This is a genomic window from Clostridium sp. (genome assembly GCF_032576335.1).
Classification (GTDB): Bacteria; Bacillota; Clostridia; order Oscillospirales; family Acutalibacteraceae; genus Faecalispora.
In genome coordinates, this window is record NZ_JAWFXC010000001.1 from 360,755 (window position 1) to 385,722 (window position 24,968).

A 24,968-nucleotide genomic window follows, 5' to 3' on the forward strand; every position below is an offset into this window, starting at 1 on the left:
TTTATTTACCTCCTGCGAAAATAATTTTCGCTGTTTCTGTTCCATCCGTCTTATAAGTACTTTCTACTCCATCAACAACCTTAATTGTACCTTGGTCAGTTGTACTTATTTTCACATACGGATTTGCTCCATGTCTTCCTCCTCCTGGTGATACCTGTACTTGAGAAATATTCTTTCCAACTCCAGGGTTATTAATTTTAATAATTTGTGCACCCGAACGTGATTTAGTAGATGCTTGAATTGTAATATCGTATCCTTGAGCTTTTAACATATCCGCAATTTCATTAACAGATTTACCACTAAATACATCTGGATTAGATTCTATTGCTTCAACACTAATTTTGCCACTATTAAATACAGTCTTACTCGTTCCCTTAACAGCTCCACTAGCAACCTTCTCTGCATCCTTTACCTGCTCTGCGGCTCTAACTCCATCCGTTACTGCTCCGGCGGCTTTCATGCCCTTGGCTGCGGCGGAGGCATCCGCTACTGCTCCAATTCCTTTTGCCGCCAGGCGGGTACCTGTACCTGCCGAACCGATAACTGGTACGAATGCTGCTCCAGAGATTGCTGCATTACTTATATCACCTTGCACTAAATAAATCAAGGCATTTGCAGCGTCGGCTACCTCTCCATACACGGGTACAAATCCTGCTACATCTAGCCCCGTGTGGATTTTCTCCACATTCTCTGCTGCCACAGCTTTTGCTTTTGTTACTGCTTCCGTTACTTGGCTCACTGCACTGGTGACGGCTTGTCCCACAGTTACGGCCGTAGACTGTATTGTTTTTCCGGCATCCGAGAATGAACTTTTTACCGTATCTACCACTTTACCTGCGGATGCCATTGCAGAGCTAACCGTATTTTTCACACCAGAAACGACTTTGCCTGCCGTAGTCGAAACATTTCGCTTTACCTCTGAAATGGTATTCCGCACCTTCGTCTCTACATGCTTTACCGTATCCTTTACCTGGCGGCTTACCTGTACAGCAGTAGAGCGAACATTGTTCGCAGTCGCTTTTGCAGTGGATTTCACAGAGCTGATTACTTTCGATGCCTTAGACGAGATGGCAGACGTTACTTGCTTTACGGAACTTGCGGTATGCGCTGCGGAGGATGCAATTTTTTTCACCGTAGAGACCGCCGCAGCAGACACATTCTTTTTCACATCCGCCACGGTATTTCTTGCTGATGTAGAAACATTCTTTACTGCGGTGCTAACCGAGCGGCTTACGCTTACAGAAGCAGCCGCTACCTGTTTTGCCGCAGACTTGACCGAACTTTTTACACTCGCTGCTGCCTGAGATGCCTTTGCCACGGCAGAAGATGCCGCCCGCTTTACGGAGCTCGCCGTATTTTTTACAGACGAAGTCACTTTTTTGCTCGCGGTAGAAATTGCAGCGGTAGCACTCTTTTTAGCGGAAGAAACTGCCGCTGAGGCTGACTTTACCACATTTTTTACGGTACTTGTTACGGAACGACTTACACTTGCGGCGGTTGATTTTACGGATTTCACCGCAGATTTCACCGAGCTTTTCACAGATGATACCATGCTGGAAAAACTAAAAGAGGATTTGCTGGAGGAGCTTTTGGTATTGCTTTTTGTGGAACTAACCCGGCTCGTTGAAGCGGACGCTCGTGAGGACGTTGCCTTTGCGGTGCTTTTTGTACTAACGGAGGATTGCACACGAGAGGTACTGCTGCGTGAAGAAGACGCGGCAGGCTTTGCGGAAGCCTTGCTTGTGCTTGTGTTCGTTCTTCTCGAGGAGTAGGACGAACTGGATGATCTCGTTATTCTTGCCATAAACTTACAGACTCCTGATTATTTATTTCATTACATTATGTTTATGTAATGATTGCAAATTAATAAGAGCCCCCAAACACTCTGCCGTTTGCAGCATATGTGGACGAACAGGACAAGGTATATTGATCCTCTAATACATAACCTCCGTTTACAAACAGCTTTAGCGTCCACTGCCCCTCCGGGTAAACCTTATCCTGTTCTTGCAACGGCAGCCAAAACCATAGGTACACTGGGTCATCTGGCGAGTACTCGTCCTCAAATAGAATATTTTCAGAATAATCAAAAAAATGGCCTTGGGCATCAAACCAAAGGGCACTAATGCAATGCAGACCTTTAATATTGGTAAAGCTAAAACGCGTTACCAGTTGTTTATCCATTCCCAAGTGGAATGTTTTTTTGTTTATAGCCACCGGAAGCTCCGTTTGAACCGAGGTTACTGCATAGCTTTCTATATTTAAAGAATACTGCTCGTTACTAAACAGCTGCTCGTCTTGCTCATTAATAACGATTACCGACCAAAGCTCATCATACAAATGTGGCAGGAATACATTGTTTTGCGGATCATTGAGCATAAACTTCTCGTTAATTAGAAATTTATAATAATGTTCACCGGGAGGCAGCTCTGCTTCGGTAACCCATCCATCTTGCTCCCACTTCATCTCTCCCGCTTTTTCATCATAATCATTAAATGAACCTAACACAGAGATACTTTGCACGCACAGATAGGGGCTTTCGTGTAACGTAAACTTGATTTTCATAAAATCCCTTCTTCCATGTTTTTAAGGTAGCACTACTGTTTTGCGATTCTTATTATTTATCTCCTCCAAATACGACTTTTTTCACTAGCTTTCATGTATGTATTGAGTTATTTCTAAGGTATTAATATTATAATTCTAGTTAATATATCGAAAAAACAAGAAAAATAATTAGAATTTCATGAGATAAAATAAAGAAATATAATATATTAAATATAGATAAGGGTTATCAGCAATACCGATAACCCTTATCTTCTTAATTTTAAGTACTCAGTTGAATAAAATTGTAATTGTTGTTTTTACTAGAAACACAAAAAACTGCTAAGAAAAATTCTTAGCAGTTTTTTCATATAGAAAACATGCGATATTTTTATTTCTGCGCTTCATATCTGTGGTAAATCATTCATACAGTCGTTAGTCTAGACAAACTTTCAATCCTGTTTCTACTCACTCTCAAGCATCGTTCTGCACTAAGTGCATTTGGGACCAAACAGCTTTTTGAATGAAATCTCTGTTATTTAGAAATAATTCTGATAGAACAGGGTCAAACTGCGTACCAGCACACCGTTCAATTTCATTAAACGCCTCATCTATGGAACGTTTAAGGCGGTATGGTCTACCGCTTATAATTGCATCAAATGCATCGCATAGAGAGGTAATACGGGCAACAATTGGAATTTCTCTTCCTTGCAGACCAAATGGGTACCCTTGTCCATCCCAATGCTCGTGGTGGCTCAGAGTAGCCTCCACCGTTAGCTTAAAAAATTGTTCATCCTGAAAGCATGTTGCATTTTGCTTTAGGCAGCTCAAAATATTCTTTCCATACATCGGGTGCTGCTGTACAATCAATATCTCGTCTGGAGTAAGCTTACCCGGTTTCTCTAAAATTGAGCTGTCTACCCAAAGCTTACCAATATCGTGATAAAAGGCTGCGCGACCAAACATAAGGCAGTCTTCCAGTTCCACTTCCGGATACTTGTTCAATGTAATGCAAAAGCAAAATACTCTCGTAAAAAGCTCTACACGACTCATGTGTGTAAACAAGCTATGGGGCATTTTTTGTAGTAAATGGTCAAGGGTTAACTGCGATGCTGGCGAATCATTCATTCTTGTCATCTCCATACTCAAGTTTACCGTCGCCGTTCCGGAATAATAATTATTAGTTATTAACTATTTAGTCTAACTGCCTTTTTAGACCATTATAGCATGGTCAAACTGCACATACAATACAAGTAACAAATATTTTGGAGGTAAAGAGATTATGGTGGACTACCTTGATATTGGAAAGCGAATTCGTAAAACCCGAACCGCAAAAGGCATAACCCAAGAGAAATTAGCCGAGCTTATCTGCACCGGTACAACTCACGTCAGCCATATTGAAACAGGCAATACCATCCCCAGCCTTAAAACCTTTATTGCCATTGTAAATGCACTTGAGGTTTCACCAGATGAACTGCTTTGCGGGAATATTGACCAATCAACTCACGTTTTTCAAAATGAAATAACGCTCATTACCAACGACTGCTCCCCAAAAGAGATTCGTGTGATTGCAGAAACGATTTCATCGTTAAAATCCTCCATGCGAAACACCTTTGGAAATTCTTAATAGATGTTTATGAAAAGAAGATTTCGTTGAATTCTTCTTTTCATTTTATAACCAGAATTGATACTCCTAACACTTTAATGCGATAAAACAATTGCAATAATCACTTTCCTCAATTGCATTTTCACTGTTTTATTCATTTGTGATTTGCACAATAACTTTTTCAATAACTCAAAAAAATTCAATTTCTATCACAAATATGAAGTATTTTCTTTGATTTATTTCATTTTCGCCTTGACAAGTAATTCCTTATGGAATATGATGAGGTTGCTAATTTTGCAGGATTCATTATTAAATCATGCAATCTTCAATACTTTCCCATTACAAACCATAGGGGTTGATAACATGTTAAAAGAGGGTCAAATCCGGATTCCATCCGGCTGTGCAATTTCCGGAATTTTTTCACGGAATGGAACTAGAATTGCCGGAGATGAAATTATTCGCTCCATTGAAACCATGCGTGTGCGAAGCAACGGACTGGGCGGTGGGTATGCAGCATATGGTATTTACCCGGAACGTAAAGACTGCTATGCTCTCCATGTTTTCTTTGAAAATGAAGCTGCAAAAGAAGAAGCAGAAAAGCTTCTGTTACAATATTTCGAAATCGTGGAATCAGAAAAAATCCCAACACGGCCTATTCCAGAGATTATAGACGCACCCATTATCTGGCGTTATTTTGCAGTTCCCTCTCCCCACTTCCTTCAAGATAAGGTGTTAGAAGAGAAGGAGCTTGTTGTAGAATGCGTGTTTCTAATGAATGCCAATATTGCAGGAGCGTATGTTTTCTCCTGCGGGAAGAACATGGGAGTTTTTAAAGCCGTAGGTTACCCGGAGGATGTAGGGAGATATTACAAGCTGGAGGAATACCAAGGCTATTCTTGGACTGCTCACGGACGTTACCCCACAAATACTCCCGGCTGGTGGGGCGGAGCTCATCCCTTTGCATTGCTGGACTACACCATTGTACATAATGGTGAAATTTCAAGCTACGACGCAAATCGGCGCTTTATTGAAATGTATGGCTACAAATGCTCCTTGCTGACTGACACTGAGGTCATCACTTACATGATTGATTACCTGCACCGCCGAAAGGGCCTTACTTTGCCTGAAGTAGCCAGCGTAATTGCCGCCCCTTTTTGGGAAGAAATAGACCGTATGCCGGAGGAACGCAAACGCTACCACACATCCCTACGCAACATTTTTTCAGATTTATTAATTACCGGGCCTTTTTCGATTCTGCTTGGCTTTGAAGGCGGGATTATGGCATTGAACGACCGCCTAAAGCTCCGCTCCCTTGTGGCGGCAGAAAAAGAGGATATGGTTTACATAGCCAGCGAGGAATGTGCCATCCGTGCGATTGAGCCAAATCTGGACCGCATTTTTGCTCCCAAATACGGTGAACCAGTAATTTACACACTCAATAAGGAGGTGCAGTTGTAATGTCCGTCGATTTTATTTACCCAGATTATACCGTTGTACGAGATAAGGACTTATGCACCAATTGCCAAATTTGTGTAAAACAATGCGGACTGGGAGTACATACCTATGATGCGAAAAACAAGAGAATGAAAACCGACAGTACTAAGTGTATTAACTGCCAGCGGTGTGTGGCGTTCTGTCCTGTTCTGGCGTTAAAGGTGGTAAAGTCGGATAACACCTATAAACTCAACGACAACTGGACTCCCTCCGCAATTAATGAGGTCATTCAACAGGCTAGCACCGGCGGAATGCTGCTTTCCTCTATGGGGAACCCAAGGCACTTTCCCATTTACTGGGATAAAATACTCATTAATGCTTCTCAGGTTACAAACCCATCCATCGATCCGCTAAGAGAGCCAATGGAAACGCGTACCTTTTTGGGCAAGAGGCCTAACAAGCTGGAGCGCGATGAACAAGGCCAGCTAAATTTTGAAAAAGCCCCGCCTCACCTTACGTTAGATGTTCCGATTCTATTTGCGGGCATGAGCTACGGTGCAGTTAGCTACAACGTTCACCAAAGCTTGGCAAGAGCTGCCGAGCAGCTGGGTACGTATTATAACACTGGCGAGGGCGGCCTGCACGAAAGCCTGTACAAGTATGGCAGCAACACCATTGTTCAGGTGGCATCCGGACGCTTTGGCGTTCACAAGGATTACCTAGAAGCCGGAGCCGCGATTGAAATAAAGATTGGTCAAGGAGCAAAACCGGGAATCGGCGGGCATCTACCAGGATTTAAGGTGGGAAGCGAGGTTTCAAAAACCCGCATGATTCCCGAAGGCAGTGATGCAATTTCGCCTGCACCTCATCATGATATTTACTCCATCGAAGACCTACGCCAGCTTGTTTATTCTTTAAAAGAGGCTACCGCCTACACAAAGCCCATCATTGTAAAAATCGCAGCGGTTCATAACGTAGCCGCTATCGCAAGTGGCATTGCTCGAAGCGGTGCAGACATTATTGCAATTGATGGATTCCGGGGAGGCACCGGTGCCGCTCCCACACGTATACGCGATAATGTGGGCATCCCCATCGAGCTGGCAGTCGCCGCGGTAGATGACCGCCTGCGGGAAGAGCAGATTCGCAATAATGTTTCGCTGGTTGTTTCCGGCGGTATTCGCAACTCTACCGATGTGCTCAAAGCCATCGCACTAGGGGCAGATGCGGTGTATATTGCAACCCCTGCACTCATTGCACTTGGCTGCCACATGTGCCGCAGCTGCCAAACGGGCAAATGCAACTGGGGTATTACGACCCAACAGCCAGATTTAGTAGAACGGCTTAACCCCGATGTAGGAACGCAGCGATTGGTAAATCTGGTATCTGCCTGGCAGCACGAAATTATGGAGATGATGGGCGGTATGGGCATTAACTCCATTGAAGCACTCAAAGGCAACCGACTAATGCTCCGCGGTATTGGCCTAAGCCAGAAAGAACTCGATATTCTGGGGATTAAGCATGCCGGAGAATAATTAAGTATACGAAAATATTGGTATCTCTCCTCCATAGGAGAGTTCCTCAACTATTATGAAATACAATCAAACGTGATTTTACAGGAGGTGCAGGTTATGAGAATTAATGCAACCAACAACTTGAACTTTCGGGTGCTGAATGAGCAGATTCGAAACACCCAAGACAAAAACGTAGTCATTGACAACTGCCTTGGGCAACGATTCATTGGCAGTGGATTGGGGCAACGTAAGCTCACCATTAATGGCACACCCGGGAATGCGCTTGGTGCTTACCTCAACGGTGCCGATATTGAGGTAAACGGCAATGCACAAGATGCAACCGGAGACACCATGAACAACGGCTGCATCGTCATTCATGGTAACTGCGGAGACGCAACCGGCTACGGCATGCGTGGTGGTGAAATTTACATTAAAGGCGACGTTGGCTTTCGAGCCGGTATTCATATGAAGGCTTACCAAGAAAATTGCCCTGTTATGGTGGTCGGCGGCAAAGCCGGAAGCTTTTTGGGCGAGTATCAAGCGGGCGGCACCATCATTGTGCTCGGCCTAAATGAGGAAGAACAGGCACCGGTGGGCGCGCAATGCTGTACCGGAATGCACGGCGGCAGCATTTTTCTGCGTTGTGATTCACTGCCGGAAGATCTTCCCGCTCAGGTAGTTACCCGAAAAGCGAACGCAATCGACCTAGACCACATCGATGAATACATTGAAAGCTTCTGTGAGCATTTCGGTGTAGAGAAAGAGCAAATTTTAGAAAAGCCCTTTTATGTTTTAGAGCCCAATACAAACAACCCCTACCGCTCCATTTACACCACTTACTTGTCGTAATGCTGTTCCTCCTATTTTACCGCCCCCCAACTCCTATATAATTTGATATGAAAAGCAAGGAAACCGCCCCTTTACGCTAAATGGCCAAGGGGCGGTTTTCTATTGCAATAATAAATTTTAAACCATCTAATATTATTATTTTTTATTTTATTAAACGCTCTAGAATTTCAACATCTGCCGGGCAAAACTCGTACTGCGGTATTTCATCGATTGTAATCCAGCGTAGGTCGTTGTGCTCGAGCCGCTTTGGCACTCCGGATGCAATTGCTGCATGAAACAGTGTTAAATGAATTTGAATATCTGGGTATTCGTACGTTACCTCACAGAATACATTGCCTGTTTGTATCGTAATATCCAGTTCTTCCTTGCATTCCCGAATTAAAGCTTGCTCTTTTATTTCACCCTCTTCTACCTTGCCCCCAACAAATTCCCACAGCAGAGGCCGTGTTTTATTTGTAGGGCGCTGGCAAATTAAAAAACGATCCCCTTGCCAAATCAGGGCGGCTACCACCTCTATCAATCCTTTTCGCCTCCATATAAGTGTTTTGTCATTCTCGCCCTATTTTCTTACGAAAGACTTTATTTGTCAATTTTGAAGAGCATGAATCGCTTTTTTCTCTTTAAAACGGAACTTAAATTAGCTTCTTTCTTATTTTGTTAAAAAAGCTTGAAGTGTAAAAAAGCTCTGCTATACTGGTAATCACGGTACCGTAAAAATCAAATCAGATGAGGAGATTCTTTATGGATTTATTTACAGTAAAACAAATTGGTGTTGCTCGTTCCGACGATAAACAAAACTTTTGGATTGAGTTAGACCCGGAATATAAAAAAGCGATGACTGGGCTCGAGGGCTTTGAATGCCTAAACATTCTATGGTGGTTTAACCGCTGCGATACCCCCGATTGCCGGGCTGTTTTAACAGAAGAGCAGCCTTACTCAAAAGGCCCTGCTGTGCTTGGCTCCTTTGCCACCCGCTCTCCGGAACGCCCAAACCCCATTGCGCTCACCTGCGCACAGGTAACGTATTTGGATATGGAAAAAGGAATCATTGGCCTTGCTTATTTTGACGCACTCGACCAAAGCCCCATTTTAGACATTAAGCCCTATACCCCCAGCCTGGACCGGGTCGAGAATCCCGGTGTACCAGATTGGTGCGCACACTGGCCTAAAAATGTAGAAACCAGCGGCGATTTTGATTGGTCTGCTGAATTTAATTTTTAGTCTGCTTCCATTTTAAAAACGGGATAAGATTCAACCGTTTTTCTAAATTCAGTTGAAAACATTTGCAAATTCAACGCTTTTACTCAACCCACTGCAAATAGTTCTAAAAATTACAAGCTTTTTATAAGCACACAAAAGTAAAAGACCCGCGACATTTTCGCGGGTCTTTTACTTTTATTGTTGTATAGGAAGATACATAATACGCGCACTAATATTACTGGAAGCTCTACCTGTTGCCAAATCGGCATACCAGAAAAAGAGACCAGGCCACGTTTTTTGGCACCACCGCCCACCAAACATGGAGCTTTGCCAACCCTCAAACGTATTGTTCTGCTTGAAATAGTCCCCAACGGGGCCTTCCTCGGTACCCTTCACCTCGGAGGTAAGGAACATAAAATCACATTCCTCACTGTATGCAAACGCAGAGGTAAATCCATTTTCCTTGCAAAGGGTAAAGCCGGTGTTGCGGTAGGGCGCTCCCTTATAGTCGTCTTGGTATTCCCCGTCACTCCACCAAACCGCATTGATTCCACTGCATTCAAAGTTCAGACCGTCAACCAGCTTCCAAATATTTCCCCATAGGTTTTCTTCCCCACGGTATGTAACTGAAGAAAAACCATCGTCAGGTCCGCCGGAGCCGGAGGTATTCCCAAGGTGCGCTGTGCGCCCTGTTTTTTCTGCACCACTGCCGCCTTCGCCTACTTCTTTATTTACCACACCTTTGCCAATTACCTTTTTTGAGTCGAAGCTTGCATATTCCACCAGCATCAATAATTCCGTGGCGTTGAGTGAAAGACAGTCGATAAGCTGCCAGCCCTCCCCACGATTTGCTGCTAAAACACGCGCGTTCGCGCGATTGAGCATTTGGCCGTTTGCACCGCTTGCCGGCTTTGTACCTGCAATGGAGGACAACGTAAGCGTCGAACTCGGGGTTGCAGTAAAAACGTTTTCATCTTCATAATAATAGGCTGCTTTTTTCTTGTCATAGATACTGGCTTCATACGCGCTGGCGTAAATGAAGTCGTATTCTACACCACGACGCAAGAAGCTTGGGTACACCCGAAAGCCAGGCTGTGCATACTCGCTCACCCACCAGCGCGCCCTGCGAATATGATGCCCCTGACCGCCCTCTATCGGCTCTAAATCAACAGGTTCTACTTTATAGTAAAACTTAGGCTGTTCCACCATAACCTGAACAGGTGTGCCTGCCGCGTAGGTTTTGCCGTTCTTTACAAGGGTCGTATTCAGTGCTCCGGTTTCGGAATATCCCTCTTCACCGTAGTATGCAACAACCGTACCGTCGTCGGTCAGGTTGCAGCGCTTCCTGCCACCATACATGCGTGCATGGTCAAAATCTGCTCCCGGTGCTTTCCCAATAGAAGCCCCTAAGCGCTGTGCTTTCCCTGTTGTAAAATCAAAATCCACACCAAATGCAATACTTTGATTCATAAGAACAAACTCCTCCATCTACTCTATTTGTTTTTGTTAAGGCCCTGCGGAGCTTCCGCAGGGCCTCAACTGTTAGCATAAACGAAACGGTTACCGAATTGTAAGGAGAGGATCACCGGCACCGACGGAATTATTTTTTTCAACACTGATTTTTTCTACCACACCGCTTGCGGGAGCAAGCAGCTCGTTCTCCATTTTCATAACTTCCAGCAGAATGACCGGCTGGCCTGCGGTAATGGAGTCACCCTCATGTACCATAATATCTAAAACTTTACCGGGGAAGTCTGCCTTCATAATTGTTGCTTCTGCACTCATTGTAAAATCTCCTTTTGTAATTAAATTTATTATTTTAAGCTCTTATAATTGAGAGTTCTTCATATCGGTAATGAACATATGTCCCGGCGCATGTGTAATCACAAATGGCGGCTTTACATTCATAACTACCGCTTGAGGGGTAACACCGCACGCCCAGAAAACCGGAACCTCTCCCTCTTTAATGGTAACCGGGTCGCCAAAATCAGGATGGTGAATATCGCGAATTCCAATGTGCGCGGGGTTGCCAATATGAATTGGTGTACCATGCACCTGCGGCATCCGCTCAGTCACCGTAACGGCTTTTACCACTTGTTCGTAGGGAATTGGCCGCATACTGACCACAACAGGACCACTGAATATACCTGCCGGGCGGCAGGGGATATTGGTGATGTACATAGGAACATTGCAGTTTTCCGTAATGTGCCGTACCTCTATTCCTTCTTCTATCATTGGTGCCTCAAAGCTGAAGCTGCACCCCAGCAAAAAGCTAACCAAATCATCGCGCCAGAAGGAGGAGACATCTTCGTACTCTCCCTCCAACGCCCCGTCGCGGTAGACTCGGTATTTGGGAATATCTCTGGCAATATCGCTTCCCTTTGCGGTAATGGAGAATTCACGCGAACCAACGTCGCTGACCTCCAAAACAGGGCAAGGCTTAGGATTACGCTGTGTAAACAGAAGAAAATCGTATGCAAATTCCTTGGGCAACACAACCAGATTCCCTTGTGCATACCCGGCACACATCCCACTTGTGGGAGAGGTGATTTTTCCTTCCCGGATCATTTGACGGACTACTTTGGATTCCTGATGATACAAATTCATAACAATCCTCCATTCGTCTGTTTGGAAACGAGTAAAAAAACAAAACAGTTTCTGTAAAACCACAATACCTCTCTACATTAAAGGGGCTCTATATAAGCGCGGCAATATTGTCTTCCGACTCTAGCGTGCAAATATCGTACTGTGCGCTTAAAAAAGCCTTGCTTTGCAGCAGCTTCATTTGAAATGCCGCATTGGTGTCTACACCGGTAACCGAAAACTCCCGAATTGCCTGCTGCATTTTTGCTCTTGCCTGTTCTCTGGTTGGGGCATAGGCAATGAGCTTTAAAAGCAGGTTATCGTAATGAGGGGGAATGGAATACCCCTCATACACTGCGGTATCAAGCCGGATTCCGCCACCGCCCGGCAGCCGAAGATTGGTTAGCGTACCCACAGAGGGCGCAAAGTTTTTTTCCGGAGTTTCTGCGTTAATTCGGCACTCAATTGCATGTCCCTTTGGGTGCAAATCGCTTTGCTCAAAGGGCAGCCGTTCTCCCTGCGCCACACGAATTTGCCACTCCACCAAATCCACACCCCACACCAGCTCTGTAATAGGATGCTCTACCTGAATACGGGTGTTCATCTCCATAAAATAAAAGCTACCGTCGTGGTCGAGGAGGAATTCTACGGTTCCCACACCGGTGTAGCCTACCTGTTGGGCTACACGAACAGCGGCTTTTCCCATTTTTTCACGAATCTCATCCGTTAGCACCGTACTAGGGGAGGGGCATTCCTCGAGAACTTTTTGGTGCCGCCGCTGCAAAGAGCAGTCGCGTTCTCCCAAATACACCACATTGCCAAACGAATCCGCCAGAATCTGCACCTCAACATGGCGAGGGTTCAATAGCTTTTTTTCGAGATAAACATCTCCACAACCAAAAAAGCGTAGGGCTTCTTCCTTCGTAATGGCAAGAGCCTCCGGCAGTTGACCCACACAATCCACCTGCCGAATTCCCCGGCCACCACCACCGGCACACGCCTTGATTAAAACTGGGAAGCCTATGCTTTGTGCACACGCCTCTGCCTGCTTTTGATCCCCCACCACACCAGAGGAACCAGGAATTGTAGGCACACCCGCAGCCGTAGCCGCACGTTTGGCGTTCGCCTTGTCACCCAAGCTGCGAATTACTTCTGCCCTAGGGCCTATAAAGCAGATTCCCTGCTCAGCGCACCGTTCGGCAAACTCCGCATTTTCACTTAGAAAGCCTACACCGGGGTGTACTGCTTCGGCTCCGGTAATTTTGCAGGCAGACAAAATCGCATCCATATTCAAATAGCTTTTTGCAGATGGTGCCGGCCCCACACAAACCGACTTGTCTGCCAATTGAACATGCAGAGCGTTTTTATCTGCCTGCGAGAAGATTGCCACCGTGCCAAGCCCAAGCTCTGCGCATGCGCGTACCATTCGAACCGCAATTTCGCCCCGGTTCGCAATCAATACCTTTTTGAACATTCTTATCCCCCGCCACGCTGCCTGAAACAGCTCTTATTTCATCCGCAGAATTGGCTGACCAAATTCCACCGCCTGCTCGTTTTGCACTATGATTTCTGTAATTACGCCGTCGCGTTCGCTGACAATCTCATTCATATTTTTCATGGATTCAATGACAAACAGCGGGTCGCCTTTTTTCACGGCTGTTCCAACCTGAACAAAAGGCGGCTGGTCCGGCGAGGCAGACTCGTAAAACAGTCCAACCAATGGCGAGGTCACTACACTGTCCTGTACAGGCACGCTAGACTCTTCCTGCGGTTTAGCGGCGGTCTCCGTCCCGCCGCTTTTCACCGTGCTGCTTTTCTCTAAATACAGCTCGCCCTGCTGGTTCGATACGCGCAGTACGCCAATTTGAGTGTTCTGGAACTCTTGCATTACCCTAAGTACATCCTTTAGGGACATCTGCATTTCTGCATTCTGCACTGGCAGCATGGTTACTTCTATATCCTTTAATTTTTCCTCATAGGTTCTCAATTCTTCCTGTGCCTCCTCCACACCAACTGCACAAAAGCAGATGGCATCTCCGGGTCTCGCCTGCGCCAGCCGGGGCAAATCTGCCGTGATAACTGTCGCGATTTTTGTGTATCCTCCGGTGGTCTGCCGGTCCGCCATCATAATAATCGGCTGACCGGAAGCAGGCACCTGAACCGCACCCATCACAATACCGTCAGAGATAATGTCTGCTCCCGCGCTCTGTTCAATTTGTGGTCCTTCCAGTCGGTACCCCATGCGGTCACTTACAGGGGTAACCATATAGCTTTCACTGAGAAAGGTTTGAATCCCCTCTGGAGTAAACGCATTCTCCTGCGGCCCCAGAACCACACGCAGCAAAACCTGCTTAGGGTAATTCGGCACCAGTTCTGCGCGCATTGCAAGCGCAGAGGTGTTTTTACATCCCCCAAATGGCAGCTCATCACCCACACGCAAAGGCCGTCCCTCCAGACCACCAATTTGCGCTTTGCAACAGGTTGATTTGCTCCCCAGAACACTGGGAACCGCAATTCCGCCTGCAAAGGCGATATACAGCCGACAGCCCCGCCGCATCGGCTCAAAAGAGAGAATATCTCCCTCACTCACCAGAACGGATTGCCACATAGAAGTGGACTGCCCGTTGATTTTCATTTCTGCCTCACCGCCGGTCACGGCAATTAGGCAGTTACTCTCAAACCGCAGGCTGGGAGCAAGGAGTGTTGCCTCCAGCACCGCTTCGCCTGGCTCGTTACCCACCAGAAGATTCGCCACCCGAAAGCTGAAATCATCCATTGCACCGGCGGGGGAAATCCCCGATTCTAGAAAGCCAAGCCGCCCGGAATCCTGCACGGTGGTAAAAAGCCCCGGGGAAAGTACGACTGCGCTGTTCATGCTTTGTTCCTCCTTCCCGCACTGCGGGAGAACTCGTCAGCCGTTGATTTGGCGGCGGGTTCTGGCAAGTGCCTGGAGTTTTTCATGGAACACACGCAGAAGCTGCTGCGCTTCTTCTACACTGACCTGCTGGAAACGAATTTTCGTTCCGGCCTGTGCCTGCGCCAGCAAGGGCAGGTCTGCCGTAACCACGGTGGCGATTTTTGTGTAACCGCCGGTGGTCTGCCGGTCCGCCATTAAAATAATGGGCTGGCCACTGCTAGGAACCTGAACCGCACCCATCACAATGCCGTCAGACACAATATCCGCTCCCGCCTTGTGAGTGATTTCTTCTCCCTCCAAACGGTAACCCATACGGTCGTTCGCAGGTGTGACAAGGTACTCTGTATTCAAAAAGCTGGCGATGCCATCTGCCGTGAACAAGTTATCCTGCGGGCCAAGCACAACCCGCAGCGTAATTTGTGTGGAGAAATTCGGAATAAATTCCTCACTGGCGGCCCACACCTTTTCTTGCTCCGATGGCGCTTTGAGCGGTACCATATCATCCCTTTTAAGCATACGGCCTTCAAAACCACCCATTTGCGCTTTCATATTGGTGGATTTACTGCCCATAATCACGGGTACATCCAGCCCGCCGGCAAAGGCAATGTAAGCACGGCACCCGCCCTGAATCATTGCAAATGATAGGCGGTCACCCTCTTTTACCGGAATCGTTTGCCACATAGGAACCGGCTGGTCGTTCAGCTTCGGCTGCATTGCGGCGCCTGTTACAGCGATTCGTGTGCTGCACTGGAACTCCAGTATCGGCCCCATGAGGGTTACCTCGAGCACCGCTTCCTCCTGCGGGTTGTCTACCAAAATATTGGCCGCACGATGGCTGTAGCTGTCCATTACGCCGGAAACAGAAATGCCCGACTGCAAAAATCCAAACCGGCCTGCATCCTGAACCGTAGTGAGGGCACCCGGTGAAATCACTTTTACTGCGTTCATGCTTTCGCCTCCTTTTTGGGGTACAGGCGATACTGGTACTTGCCCTCTGCCACCTGCTGCTCAATCTCGCCATATTCCTGTTCACTGACGGGAACAAATTTCAGGTAATCTCCGGTACGGTACAAAATGGGGGGATTGCGTTGTGGGTCGTACAAAAGAACCGGCGTACGGCCAATCAGCTGCCAACCGCCGGGGCTTGCCAGCGGGTAAATACCTGTTTGCTGCCCGGCAATACCAACCGAGCCGCTGTTGATTTTGGTACGGGGGGTTTTCAGGCGGGGGGTTGCAATGCGCTCATCCATACCGCCCAAATAGGGGAAGCCCGGGGCAAAACCCAGCATGTAAATTAAATACTCCCGTGAGGAGTGAATGCGAATCACTTCGTCGCGGCTAAGTCCGCTGTGTTGGCATACAAAATCCAAATCGGGACCGCATTCTCCGCCGTAAAGAGTGGGAATCTCCATCACGTTCGGCATTGGCAGCTCCATTTTCTCAAGACTGCCCTCCAGCTTTTGCAGCGCCTCCAGCATTTTGCCGTAAGGGACGGTTAGCGAATCATACTGCACCAAAAGAGAACGGTAGGTAGGAGTTAGAGATACAATTCCAGGAAGCGCGGCCTTTTCAATTGCCAAATACATTCCGCGAACCCGTTCATTGATCTGCGGGGAGATTTCATTGCCGAATTCCACAACCAGCGCCGAATCCCCCGCGATGAGATATTTCGTCTGCGAATACATAAAAATCCTCCTGACGATTAAAATAGGCTGCCCAGCCCGACAACAGCAAAGTACGCAAATAGAATTGCAGAAACAATACCGGTCACGGTGAGCCAGATGGGATGACGATACTCTTCGCCCACAATGTCTTTGCGGTAAGCGGCAACCAAACTGATTACCAGCGCCAGTGGCAGCACAAGTGCGTTCAAGGCTCCTGCAATAATCAGCAGTGTAGCCGGCTTACCGAGCAACAGCATAATCAGCATGGAGCAGGCAATAAATGCAATGGTTACTGCTTTGTTGTGATTCGCCACTGTTTTGCTCAGCGATTTCACAAAGGAAAGAGAGGTATACGACGCGCCGATAATCGAGGTGATACCGGCAAAGAACAGCAGCAGACCGAAGAGACGGTAGCAGAACTCACCGCCGCCCTGCAAGAAGGCATCCGCTGCCGGATTGGATGGGTCGAGTGAAACGCCCTTGGTTACTACACCCAGTACCAACAGGAATAGGAAGAATCGGCTGAATGCCGCAATTCCCAACCCGCCGCAGGCACTGTTTACAATCCGTTTTTCATTCTCCATACCTACCACACCGCCGTCAATGAGTCGGTGCGCGCCCGCAAAGGTGATGTAACCGCCAACCGTACCACCCACCAGAGTAAGAATGGAGGGGAACAGCGCCGGCACACCCGTACTGGGGGCAAAGGTTTCTTTCAGCGCCATACCTACGGGAGGCTGAACAATAATCATTACAACCAGAATAATAATAATCTTCAAAATGCTAAGTATTTTTGCAATATTATCTACCGCAAGCTGCGCATTTTTTACGGAAAATACAATGATGGCTATAATACCTGCGGTTATGTAACCGGCACGCAAATCTAAGCCAACCATGGCATTTAGGCCAAGTGCCGCACCACCAACGTTACCGATGTTGAACACCAGGCCGCCGGCAAATACCAACAGAGCCAGAAAATAGCCAAGGCCCGGGAGCAGCTTGTTCGCTACATCCTGCGCACGCATATTGGCTACGCACAAAACACGCCACACATTAATCTGAACGACAATTGACAGAAGCAGCGATGTAACAATGACAAATCCAAAGCTCCCATGAAAGTCGTTGACAAATTTCGCGGTTTGGGTTAAAAATCCCGGCCCCATGGCCGATGCCGCCATTAAGAATACGCCGCCAATGGCTTGACTGCGTTTACTTTTGGTTTTGGTTTCCGCTTCCATTACAAGTCCTCCTAAACCCCTTTATTACTTTGTACAGGCACGCAGGTCAGCAATCTCAACGCCCTCTTTGGTCAAGCTTTCACGAATGTGTTTTACAAACTCAACGGCCTCTGCATTGTCACCGTGTACGCAAATGGACTGCGGTTTCAGTGAAATCTGCTCGCCGGTGATTGCCGTTACCACATTGTCTTTCACCATGCCAACAATGCGTCGCACACACTCATCTACATCGTGAATTACCGCACCGGGAGTTCCTCTAGCAACAAGGCTGCCATCTGCATTGTAGGCACGGTCCGCAAATACTTCACTGGCACAGGTAAGGCCTACCTGCTGTGCTGCTTCGAGCATTTTACTGCCGGAAAGACCCAAGAAAATCAGCTTCGGATCTACCTCATAAACCGCTTCTGCCAGCGCCATTGCCAGCTTCATATCTTTGGCTGCCATATTATAAAGCGCGCCATGGGGCTTAACGTGTGCAAGCTGCACCTCGTTTGAAACACAAAACGCATTGAGAGCGCCAATCTGGTATTTCATGTATGCTTTCGCCTCTGCGGGAGTTATGTTCATGTTGCGGCGCCCAAAGCCCATTAAATCTGGGAAACCGGGGTGAGCACCTACGCTGACACCCTTTTCTTTTGCCATATGTACTGTTTTTTCCATCACGCAGGGGTCACCCGCATGAAAACCGCACCCCACATTTGCGGAAGAGATATAGGCAATTACCTCTTCGTCACGGCCGATGGTATATGCTCCAAAGCTTTCTCCCAAATCGCAGTTTAAATCAATTCTGCTCATTTTCCTTTTCTCCTTTTCCAATATTTGATGTGATAAAAACATCTGCCGCTAAAGTGTTATAGCAATTAGCGTGCCAACCTGTTATTTTGCGTATTTTCCTGTATTTCTCTACTAATTCGTTATTGATTTAATAGGCAAAACAAAAAAGACCGTGCGAAACCGCACGGTCCACCTGTTCAATTTCGCACAATGTGCGCTTTTGAACTGTTATCATTAATTTACTTGATATTAAATTACGAGAAAAACAGAAATGCTTCTCCCGCCTTTGGCAAGAGAAGCATTAAACCGTTTTTATAAAGTGCATTTACTACATACCCATTTTATTGAACCACAGCCCCCTGCTCTTCCTCAACCTGTAACAGAAAAAAACGCTGCTCTTCAATGCTGCCCTCTTTCAGGAAAGGGTTCTACTGCTCCAACCGGCGGCGCAAAGAAAAGCGACTGTAACCCAACAGCTTTGCTGCCTGCGAATAATTATCTCCCGTTTTGTTAAGCGCTTTTTCGATATAAGCCATTTCAAGCTTTTCAAGCTCTTTCTGTAAATCGATAGGGTGGGTTAAATCCTGCATGGGCCAGAACTCCCCGGGCGGAGGCTGCGGTACCTGTGACGAACCACTTTCCTCCAGAAGCTGGCCAGTATGCTCCAGTACATCCCCATTGCAAAACAGCACGGCACGCTCGAGCACATTGCGCAGCTCACGCACATTGCCCTTCCAAGAATAGCCCATCAGCGTTTGCAAAAAGGAGGGAGAGATTTGCCGAATGTTTTTCCCAAGCTTCTGGTTGAAGAAATCGAGATAATAATGGCACAGTGGTTCAATGTCCTCCGGTCGCTCTCGCAGCGGGGCCAAATAAAGCTGTACCACATTTAGGCGAAAAAACAGGTCTGCACGAAAAGCCTTTTCTTCAATGGCTTGTTCAAGCGGACGATTGGTTGCGGCAATCACCCGAACATTTACTTCTACATCGCTCAAACCGCCTACCCGGCGGAACTTGCGATCCTCTAAAAAGGTGAGAAGCTTTGCTTGCATTGCCAAAGGCATATCTCCAATTTCATCCAAAAAGACCGTACCTTCGTTGGCAAGCTCGAACAGCCCCTTTTTGCGAGCCAAAGCCCCGGTAAAGGCGCCTTTTTCGTGCCCAAACAATTCACTTTCAAATAAATTTTCAGGCACGGCACTGCAATTGATTTTTACCAGCGGAAAATTCCGACGTGCACTCTTTTGGTGAATCTGCGCCACTACCACGCCCTTACCGCTCCCGGTTTCGCCACGCACCAAAAGGTCTACATTGTCTTGTTTACCAAGCAGCTCAACCTGCTTTTTCATCTGCTGCATTTGTGGGCTGATTCCTATGAAATCCGGCGGCCCCCCGGTGGAGAGCAATTCGAGCTTGCGTCGGCTTTTGAGCTGCTCTAATGCACGGCGAATTACAATGTCTATGGCGTCAATATCAAACGGCTTTTGCACATAATCGTAGGCACCGCGACGGATTGCCTGCACCGCTTGTGAAATGGAGCTGTAAGCTGTAATGATGATAATCTGAATGTCTTCATCGAGCTTTTTAATTGCTTCAATGTATTCAATGCCCAGTACATCTCCCAGCCGGTTGTCTAGCATAACAACATCCGGCCGGAATTGCTCCGCCAGCTTTAGGCCCTCTTCTATACTGCCGGCTTCCTGCGTGAGGTACCCAAGGTCCGTCAACCCCTCTCGCAGGGATATTCGAATGAGGTATTCGTCATCTATAATCAAAATTTTGCTTTGCATGGCTTGTTACTTCCTCTCTTTGGGCTACCTGCGAAAGGTAATCTTTGCCTTTGTGCCTTGGCCTGGAATGCTAGTTATCTCAAAAGCGGCATCGTTTTGCCGAAGGAGCCGCGATACTATAGATAGCCCCATCCCGCCGCCACGGTTATTATCTAGCTGAAAACCGGAAGAAATACCCGGCCCGTCGTCAATGACCCAAAGGCATATCAGTTCCTCCAGCACTTCGGCTCTCATTTGAATCTCTCCCCCGTTTTTCATCGCCTTAATGCTGTTATTTATCAGGTTAATCAGAACCTGCTTCATTGCGCTCTTATCCGCATATAAAACAACGTCTTTGGGTGACTCGCAACGCAAAGTGATATGGCTGTTCTCTGCAATTTTAGAGTAGAGTAACAAAATTTCTTCAAACAATTCCTCAATGGGGAGTAAATCTTTTTTCAGTTCTCTTTTTCTACCCAGACTGCACAAATTTTCTACCAACAGGTTAATACGGTCTACCTCACCAACAATTGTTTCACACAGAAGCCGGTCCGTCTCTTGCGTTACATGGCGCTCCACCACCTGCACCCCTACACGAATTCCCGCCAAAGGATTCCGAATTTCGTGTGCAAGCTCTGCGGCAAGCTTCCCCGTATAAATCAGCCTTTCGTCCTGCACCGCCTGCTCTTCCATCATCTTTCGGTAGGTAATATCATCCACTGTGCAGAGCACGCCCCACGAATTTTGATCCTCATCCATAAGCCGCCAAACGCCAAGCTCTACATCGAGCCTCCGGTTTTCATCGTCCGTTAGCTGAATGGGGTCGTAAAAAACCTTCTGGCTGTCCAACGATTCCTCTAAAATAGCGGAAAGTGGTTTGCCATCCTTACGGAATTCCGTTTTTGCGAGTAAATTTTGTGCGCGGCTGTTGCTCAGCAAAATATTCTGGTTCTGGTCATATGCAATAACGGCAAGTGGTAAATTCTCCACAATGGTTTGGGTAAGCTTTTTCTCCCGCCGTAAATCTGCCATGTAATGCTGAAGATTGCCTAGCATTCCCTGAAATGCGCGGGCTAGCTGCCCCAGTTCATCGCCGCGATTGGTAAATTCCACATCCACATCCCACAGCTCTTGCGGCTGCTCGCTTATCGTGCGGCAGGCATAGCTCAGCCTGCGTATGGGAGTTGAAATATTATCGGCTATTAAAATACTGGCCTGCAGAACCAAAATCAGTTGCGCTATGATTGCCAAAACGGTGTATTTTTGTTCATGCAGCAATTCGCTGTCAAAAAGCTGTTGGTCAACCATGTATGTGATGCTCCAGCCAAGTTGGTTTTGCTTACTGGAGTATAGTACGGCACCGGTGCCTGCTTTTGCCCCGCCAATATAGTTGCCGTGTTGATCCTCCAGCAAAATGTGAATAGGCGGCAGATTTTTGTACTTTTCTCGAAGCTTGCTTTCCTGCCCCAAGCGCACGGAAGAATCAATATCGAACTCAATGAAAGAGATACTGCTCTCCGCCAGCTTTTGTTCCTTTGCCAGCTTTGTGCTTCGGCTTGTATCGTACAAAATCATACCAAAGAGAGCAGTAGAAAGCACTCCCAAAAGGAGAAACGGAATCAATATTTTACGCTCAATATCAATCATTGGCTTTCGAAGCATCAGCCTTTCCCCCTTTCCACGTAATACGAGATACAAGGAAAAAGCCTAGCGAAGACAAAATCGTTCCCGGGAATGCCGGGTGTACCGGCAAAACCTGACGGTAATAGAGCGGGTAAAAAGCTGCAATTGCAGCCAGACCCACGAGTAGCGCCGCCCAAGCCCCCTCCCGTGTTGCTTTGGGGTACAAAAATGCGCCGTATAGTGTGGGGAAAAAGATGACTCCGAAAATCCCCCAAATATCGCCCCCGTAGGAAAGCAGACTGGCGGGAGGATGTGTGGAAAACAGCAGCGACAAGGTACCACCGAGCAGCACCCCAAGACGTGTAAGCAGAATGGTTGTATATTCCCTTGGCGGTTTTGGGCACAAAGGGCGTATTACATCGTAAGCAAAGGAGGTTGAGAACAGCAAAAGCTGCGAGTTTGCGGTGGAAACACATGCGCCAAGCACGGCGAATAAAAAGAATGTGTTTAGGGGTGTAAATAGGCTGTCGTTGAGTATATATACAACGACGTCATCTGCATTTGCTACCTCTAGCAGTGACGGAAACAACACCCGCATTCCCAAACCGATGGTCAATAAGAAAAAATAAAACAGTGCAAGGTAACACAACGCACTTTTCACTGTTTTGCGGGCAGTGGGCTTGTCCTTTGCCGAAAGCATCCGTACCATATACTGCGGATTGCTGGCAAGCCCCAGCCCCCAGCCGAAGAACATGGTTGTACTCATTCGTGGAGTAAAGCGTTCTCCATCAAAAAGCTGAAATAAATCACCCGGTTCGTTTGCCGCGGTACTGCCGCTGTGCGCAAAACCGGATATTTCACCGGCTTTGTTAAAAAGCTCTAGAATACCGCCGGATTTGTCTACCACCAAATAATACACACAAGCCGTGCCTACCGTAAGCAAAAGAACGTGCGCTACATCGATTCGCGTTACCGCACGGTAGCCGCCAAAGGTAGAGTACAAAATAAAAAGATAAATCATTAAGGTTGCCACATGATAGGGAATATGAAAAAGACCAGCTGCGACTAACCCGAATCCTTTAATATGTATGATGATATACAGCGTATAGGTTACCATCATCACCAGTGCAAAAAAGAACTGAAGCCACTTGGAGCCATATTTTTTGCCAATAAGCTCCGGAATGGTCAATACATCGTATTCGTACAACCGGTCACTGATTTTAAGCAAAAGAAAAGCTCCCAAAAACCAAGGAACTACGGAATAAAACAGCGGTGCCATGCCGCTTTCAAACACATTGCCCGTAAATCCCAGCACCGTGGCGGCAGAAACCCATGTTCCAATAAACGTAAGCGTTGTGCGAAACAGGCTAAGCTGCCGATTCCCCAAGTAGAAATGCCGCAGTGTATCTTTTTGCTGCGTTCTGCTTTTCCCCACAATTAATAAAATAATCGAATAAAAAGCAAAACATCCCAAAAATAGTATCTCTTTATCCCAAATCACCGCTTGAACCCCCTCTGCTTTTGGTCTCCCTCGATTGCCGTACTCCCAATTATTGCATTTTCAGCGAATAAAATCCTCATTTTAAACAAAAAACAAATAAAATAAAGGGTTTAATATGGCTTTATATTAGCACACCAAGCAAAAAAAGCAATCAAAAATCGTTTAACCAACGTAACAGCAGATCTGTAAATTCAATTTAAAACCGCCCGTAATTAAGCTTCCTTTGATTAATAAAAAATAAGAAGCAATCCAAAAGTTGCACCAGAAGAGAATTGACTTATTTTCAAACTAATGTATAATAAAATAACAAAAATAAATGCTAGAAATCGGTCGAATTTTGTAAATTAAAACAACGAAAGGGGGGAGCGGTTTATGAACTTTGGCAATGAGCTCTCGATGGAGCAACGACAAATTTTAACCCAAAGGCAAATGCAATCGCTGCAAATCTTAGCCTGTAACAATCAGGAGCTGGATGATTTGCTTTCCAACGAGTACGCCGAAAATCCAATGCTGGAGCATACCGCTCCCCAGCGAGACGATTTTTTTACAAGCATAGATGCACTTTATGAAACTAGCTCTTCCTTTCCACAAGGCACACCCTATGGGGAGGAAGAGGAAGAAACCCGCAAAAACGATATTCCCTGCGAGCCGTCGGACATCTTACAAAAAGAGCTGATGATGCAGCTTAAACGAAGCTGCTACACAGAAGAGGAATGGCGGCTGTTCCCACTTCTGATTGATTGCCTTGACGATTCTGGCTTTTTCCCTTGGGATACGGGCGAGATTTCTCTTTTAGCTCGCTGCCCCGAACACATGGTGAAAAAATGTCTGCATTCCTTAAAGCAGTTAGAACCAATTGGGATTTTCTCAAAAGACCTTTCAGAATGCCTACTTCGGCAGCTGGAGCAACAGGGCTGTGAAGACACCGTTTTGCTCGAGATGATTCGGGACTATCTTCCAGATATTTTAAAGGGACAATTGAGCAATGTATCTCGTGCGCTGCATTTGAGCACTGCCACAGTGCGAAAGTATTTACTGCAAATCGGCAAGCTGAATCCCCGACCAATTATGAATGCACAGAAAACGCAAACCGAATACATTGTTCCAGACATCGTTGTGACCCGCAGGGGTGAGGAATGGCAGATTGCACTCAACGACAAATGGATGGGACGCTATCAACTAAACCAGTATTACATACATATGATGAAAAAGTCAGCGGACAGTGAACTCAACGCATACTTTCGCAACCATTTGGAGCGTGCGCGCTTTCTGCTGCGCTGTGTGGAGCAACGCAAAACAACCATTCTAAACATTACAAAGGAAATTATTGCACGACAGCAGCCTTATTTTCTAAAACAAGGTGGGCTTACCGCCATGACCATGCAGCAAATTGCGGAAACACTGCAAATTCACCCCTCCACCGTTAGCCGAGCCATTCGGGGAAAGTACCTGCAATTTCAGTACGGTTCCGTGCGCGTAAAGGATTTATTCACTTCCAGCGGTATTGAACCTCAAACAAACAATGGCTCTTGTTTGGATGCTGTTCACGAGCAAATTCGAGATTTAATTGCAAGTGAAGATAAATCTGCCCCTTACAGTGACCATACACTGGTAGCCGAGCTGGAAAAGCGGGGCATTCATATCTCGCGCAGAACCATTGCAAAATACCGCGGAGAAATGGGCATCCCCAACTCCGACCAACGCCGCTATTTTACATGAACAAAGCAAACTTTTTATGGGCTTCTACCCGCAGTGGGTGGG

The 24,968-nt window shown here is 46.7% G+C and carries 23 protein-coding genes; 7 read left to right on the forward strand and 16 right to left on the reverse strand.

What is annotated here, in order from left to right:
- Position 1: 1 nt before the first annotated feature.
- A complete protein-coding gene (locus E7L17_RS01630; protein WP_316321514.1) occupies positions 2-1,375 on the reverse strand; it encodes a hypothetical protein in 1,374 nt (457 codons plus the stop codon).
- 4 nt (positions 1,376-1,379) lie between these two features.
- Between E7L17_RS01630 and E7L17_RS01635 the strand changes: the two genes are divergently transcribed.
- Positions 1,380-1,772: a hypothetical protein gene (locus tag E7L17_RS01635; protein ID WP_316321515.1), complete on the forward strand. Its 393-nt coding sequence runs from the start codon at positions 1,380-1,382 to the stop codon at positions 1,770-1,772.
- 91 nt (positions 1,773-1,863) lie between these two features.
- Here the strand turns inward: E7L17_RS01635 and E7L17_RS01640 are convergent, their stop codons facing one another.
- Complete coding sequence (locus E7L17_RS01640) at positions 1,864-2,562, reverse strand: hypothetical protein (RefSeq protein WP_316321516.1); 699 nt, start codon at positions 2,560-2,562, stop codon at positions 1,864-1,866.
- A 450-nt stretch (positions 2,563-3,012) separates the two neighbouring features.
- Positions 3,013-3,666, reverse strand: coding sequence for an HD-GYP domain-containing protein (locus E7L17_RS01645; protein ID WP_316321517.1), 654 nt, complete (start codon positions 3,664-3,666; stop codon positions 3,013-3,015).
- 154 nt (positions 3,667-3,820) lie between these two features.
- Between E7L17_RS01645 and E7L17_RS01650 the strand changes: the two genes are divergently transcribed.
- From E7L17_RS01650 to E7L17_RS01665, 4 genes are all read left to right on the forward strand, one after another.
- Positions 3,821-4,165 carry a helix-turn-helix transcriptional regulator gene (locus E7L17_RS01650; RefSeq protein ID WP_316321518.1) on the forward strand — a complete coding sequence of 115 codons (345 nt, stop codon included), beginning with the start codon at positions 3,821-3,823 and terminating at the stop codon, positions 4,163-4,165.
- A 342-nt stretch (positions 4,166-4,507) separates the two neighbouring features.
- Positions 4,508-5,602 carry a glutamine amidotransferase family protein gene (locus E7L17_RS01655; RefSeq protein ID WP_316321519.1) on the forward strand — a complete coding sequence of 365 codons (1,095 nt, stop codon included), beginning with the start codon at positions 4,508-4,510 and terminating at the stop codon, positions 5,600-5,602.
- Positions 5,602-7,110 (forward strand): glutamate synthase-related protein, encoded by a 1,509-nt coding sequence (locus E7L17_RS01660; protein ID WP_316321520.1) that lies wholly within the window; start codon positions 5,602-5,604, stop codon positions 7,108-7,110. Before E7L17_RS01655 ends, E7L17_RS01660 begins: the two co-directional genes overlap by 1 nt.
- A gap of 96 nt (positions 7,111-7,206) precedes the next feature.
- Positions 7,207-7,938 (forward strand): glutamate synthase, encoded by a 732-nt coding sequence (locus tag E7L17_RS01665; RefSeq protein ID WP_316321521.1) that lies wholly within the window; start codon positions 7,207-7,209, stop codon positions 7,936-7,938.
- Between the two features lie 142 nt (positions 7,939-8,080).
- Here E7L17_RS01665 and E7L17_RS01670 read toward each other — a convergent pair whose 3' ends face one another.
- Positions 8,081-8,458 (reverse strand): (deoxy)nucleoside triphosphate pyrophosphohydrolase, encoded by a 378-nt coding sequence (locus tag E7L17_RS01670; RefSeq protein WP_316321522.1) that lies wholly within the window; start codon positions 8,456-8,458, stop codon positions 8,081-8,083.
- Between the two features lie 221 nt (positions 8,459-8,679).
- Here E7L17_RS01670 and E7L17_RS01675 point away from each other — a divergent pair, with 221 nt between their 5' ends.
- Positions 8,680-9,159, forward strand: a complete 480-nt coding sequence (locus E7L17_RS01675; protein WP_316321523.1) for an SAM-dependent methyltransferase — start codon at positions 8,680-8,682, stop codon at positions 9,157-9,159.
- Positions 9,160-9,333: 174 nt separating this feature from the next.
- On the opposite strand, the gene E7L17_RS01680 is transcribed toward E7L17_RS01675, so the two are convergent.
- From E7L17_RS01680 to E7L17_RS01735, 12 genes are all read right to left on the reverse strand, one after another.
- Positions 9,334-10,608: a hypothetical protein gene (locus E7L17_RS01680; protein WP_316321524.1), complete on the reverse strand. Its 1,275-nt coding sequence runs from the start codon at positions 10,606-10,608 to the stop codon at positions 9,334-9,336.
- 90 nt (positions 10,609-10,698) lie between these two features.
- Positions 10,699-10,923, reverse strand: coding sequence for an acetyl-CoA carboxylase biotin carboxyl carrier protein subunit (locus tag E7L17_RS01685; RefSeq protein ID WP_316321525.1), 225 nt, complete (start codon positions 10,921-10,923; stop codon positions 10,699-10,701).
- 42 nt (positions 10,924-10,965) lie between these two features.
- The gene (locus E7L17_RS01690; protein ID WP_316321526.1) at positions 10,966-11,745 is read right to left on the reverse strand and encodes a putative hydro-lyase; all 780 of its coding nucleotides are present in this window, start codon (positions 11,743-11,745) and stop codon (positions 10,966-10,968) included.
- An 88-nt stretch (positions 11,746-11,833) separates the two neighbouring features.
- The gene (gene accC, locus E7L17_RS01695) at positions 11,834-13,195 is read right to left on the reverse strand and encodes an acetyl-CoA carboxylase biotin carboxylase subunit (RefSeq protein WP_316321527.1); all 1,362 of its coding nucleotides are present in this window, start codon (positions 13,193-13,195) and stop codon (positions 11,834-11,836) included.
- Positions 13,196-13,228: 33 nt separating this feature from the next.
- Complete coding sequence (locus E7L17_RS01700; RefSeq protein WP_316321528.1) at positions 13,229-14,596, reverse strand: 5-oxoprolinase/urea amidolyase family protein; 1,368 nt, start codon at positions 14,594-14,596, stop codon at positions 13,229-13,231.
- A 36-nt stretch (positions 14,597-14,632) separates the two neighbouring features.
- The gene (locus E7L17_RS01705; RefSeq protein WP_316321529.1) at positions 14,633-15,586 is read right to left on the reverse strand and encodes a biotin-dependent carboxyltransferase family protein; all 954 of its coding nucleotides are present in this window, start codon (positions 15,584-15,586) and stop codon (positions 14,633-14,635) included.
- The gene (gene pxpB / locus E7L17_RS01710) at positions 15,583-16,323 is read right to left on the reverse strand and encodes a 5-oxoprolinase subunit PxpB (RefSeq protein WP_316321530.1); all 741 of its coding nucleotides are present in this window, start codon (positions 16,321-16,323) and stop codon (positions 15,583-15,585) included. The genes E7L17_RS01705 and pxpB overlap by 4 nt, the downstream gene beginning before the upstream one ends.
- A 17-nt stretch (positions 16,324-16,340) precedes the next feature.
- Positions 16,341-17,540: an NRAMP family divalent metal transporter gene (locus E7L17_RS01715; RefSeq protein ID WP_316321531.1), complete on the reverse strand. Its 1,200-nt coding sequence runs from the start codon at positions 17,538-17,540 to the stop codon at positions 16,341-16,343.
- Between the two features lie 24 nt (positions 17,541-17,564).
- Complete coding sequence (locus E7L17_RS01720; protein ID WP_316321532.1) at positions 17,565-18,335, reverse strand: 5-oxoprolinase subunit PxpA; 771 nt, start codon at positions 18,333-18,335, stop codon at positions 17,565-17,567.
- Between the two features lie 407 nt (positions 18,336-18,742).
- Positions 18,743-20,104 carry a sigma-54 dependent transcriptional regulator gene (locus tag E7L17_RS01725; protein WP_316321533.1) on the reverse strand — a complete coding sequence of 454 codons (1,362 nt, stop codon included), beginning with the start codon at positions 20,102-20,104 and terminating at the stop codon, positions 18,743-18,745.
- Between the two features lie 24 nt (positions 20,105-20,128).
- The gene (locus E7L17_RS01730) at positions 20,129-21,745 is read right to left on the reverse strand and encodes a sensor histidine kinase (protein ID WP_316321534.1); all 1,617 of its coding nucleotides are present in this window, start codon (positions 21,743-21,745) and stop codon (positions 20,129-20,131) included.
- Positions 21,723-23,207 (reverse strand): sodium:solute symporter family protein, encoded by a 1,485-nt coding sequence (locus E7L17_RS01735; RefSeq protein WP_316321535.1) that lies wholly within the window; start codon positions 23,205-23,207, stop codon positions 21,723-21,725. Before E7L17_RS01735 ends, E7L17_RS01730 begins: the two co-directional genes overlap by 23 nt.
- Positions 23,208-23,579: 372 nt before the next feature.
- Between E7L17_RS01735 and rpoN the strand changes: the two genes are divergently transcribed.
- Complete coding sequence (gene rpoN, locus E7L17_RS01740; RefSeq protein ID WP_316321536.1) at positions 23,580-24,926, forward strand: RNA polymerase factor sigma-54; 1,347 nt, start codon at positions 23,580-23,582, stop codon at positions 24,924-24,926.
- Positions 24,927-24,968: the final 42 nt, after the last annotated feature.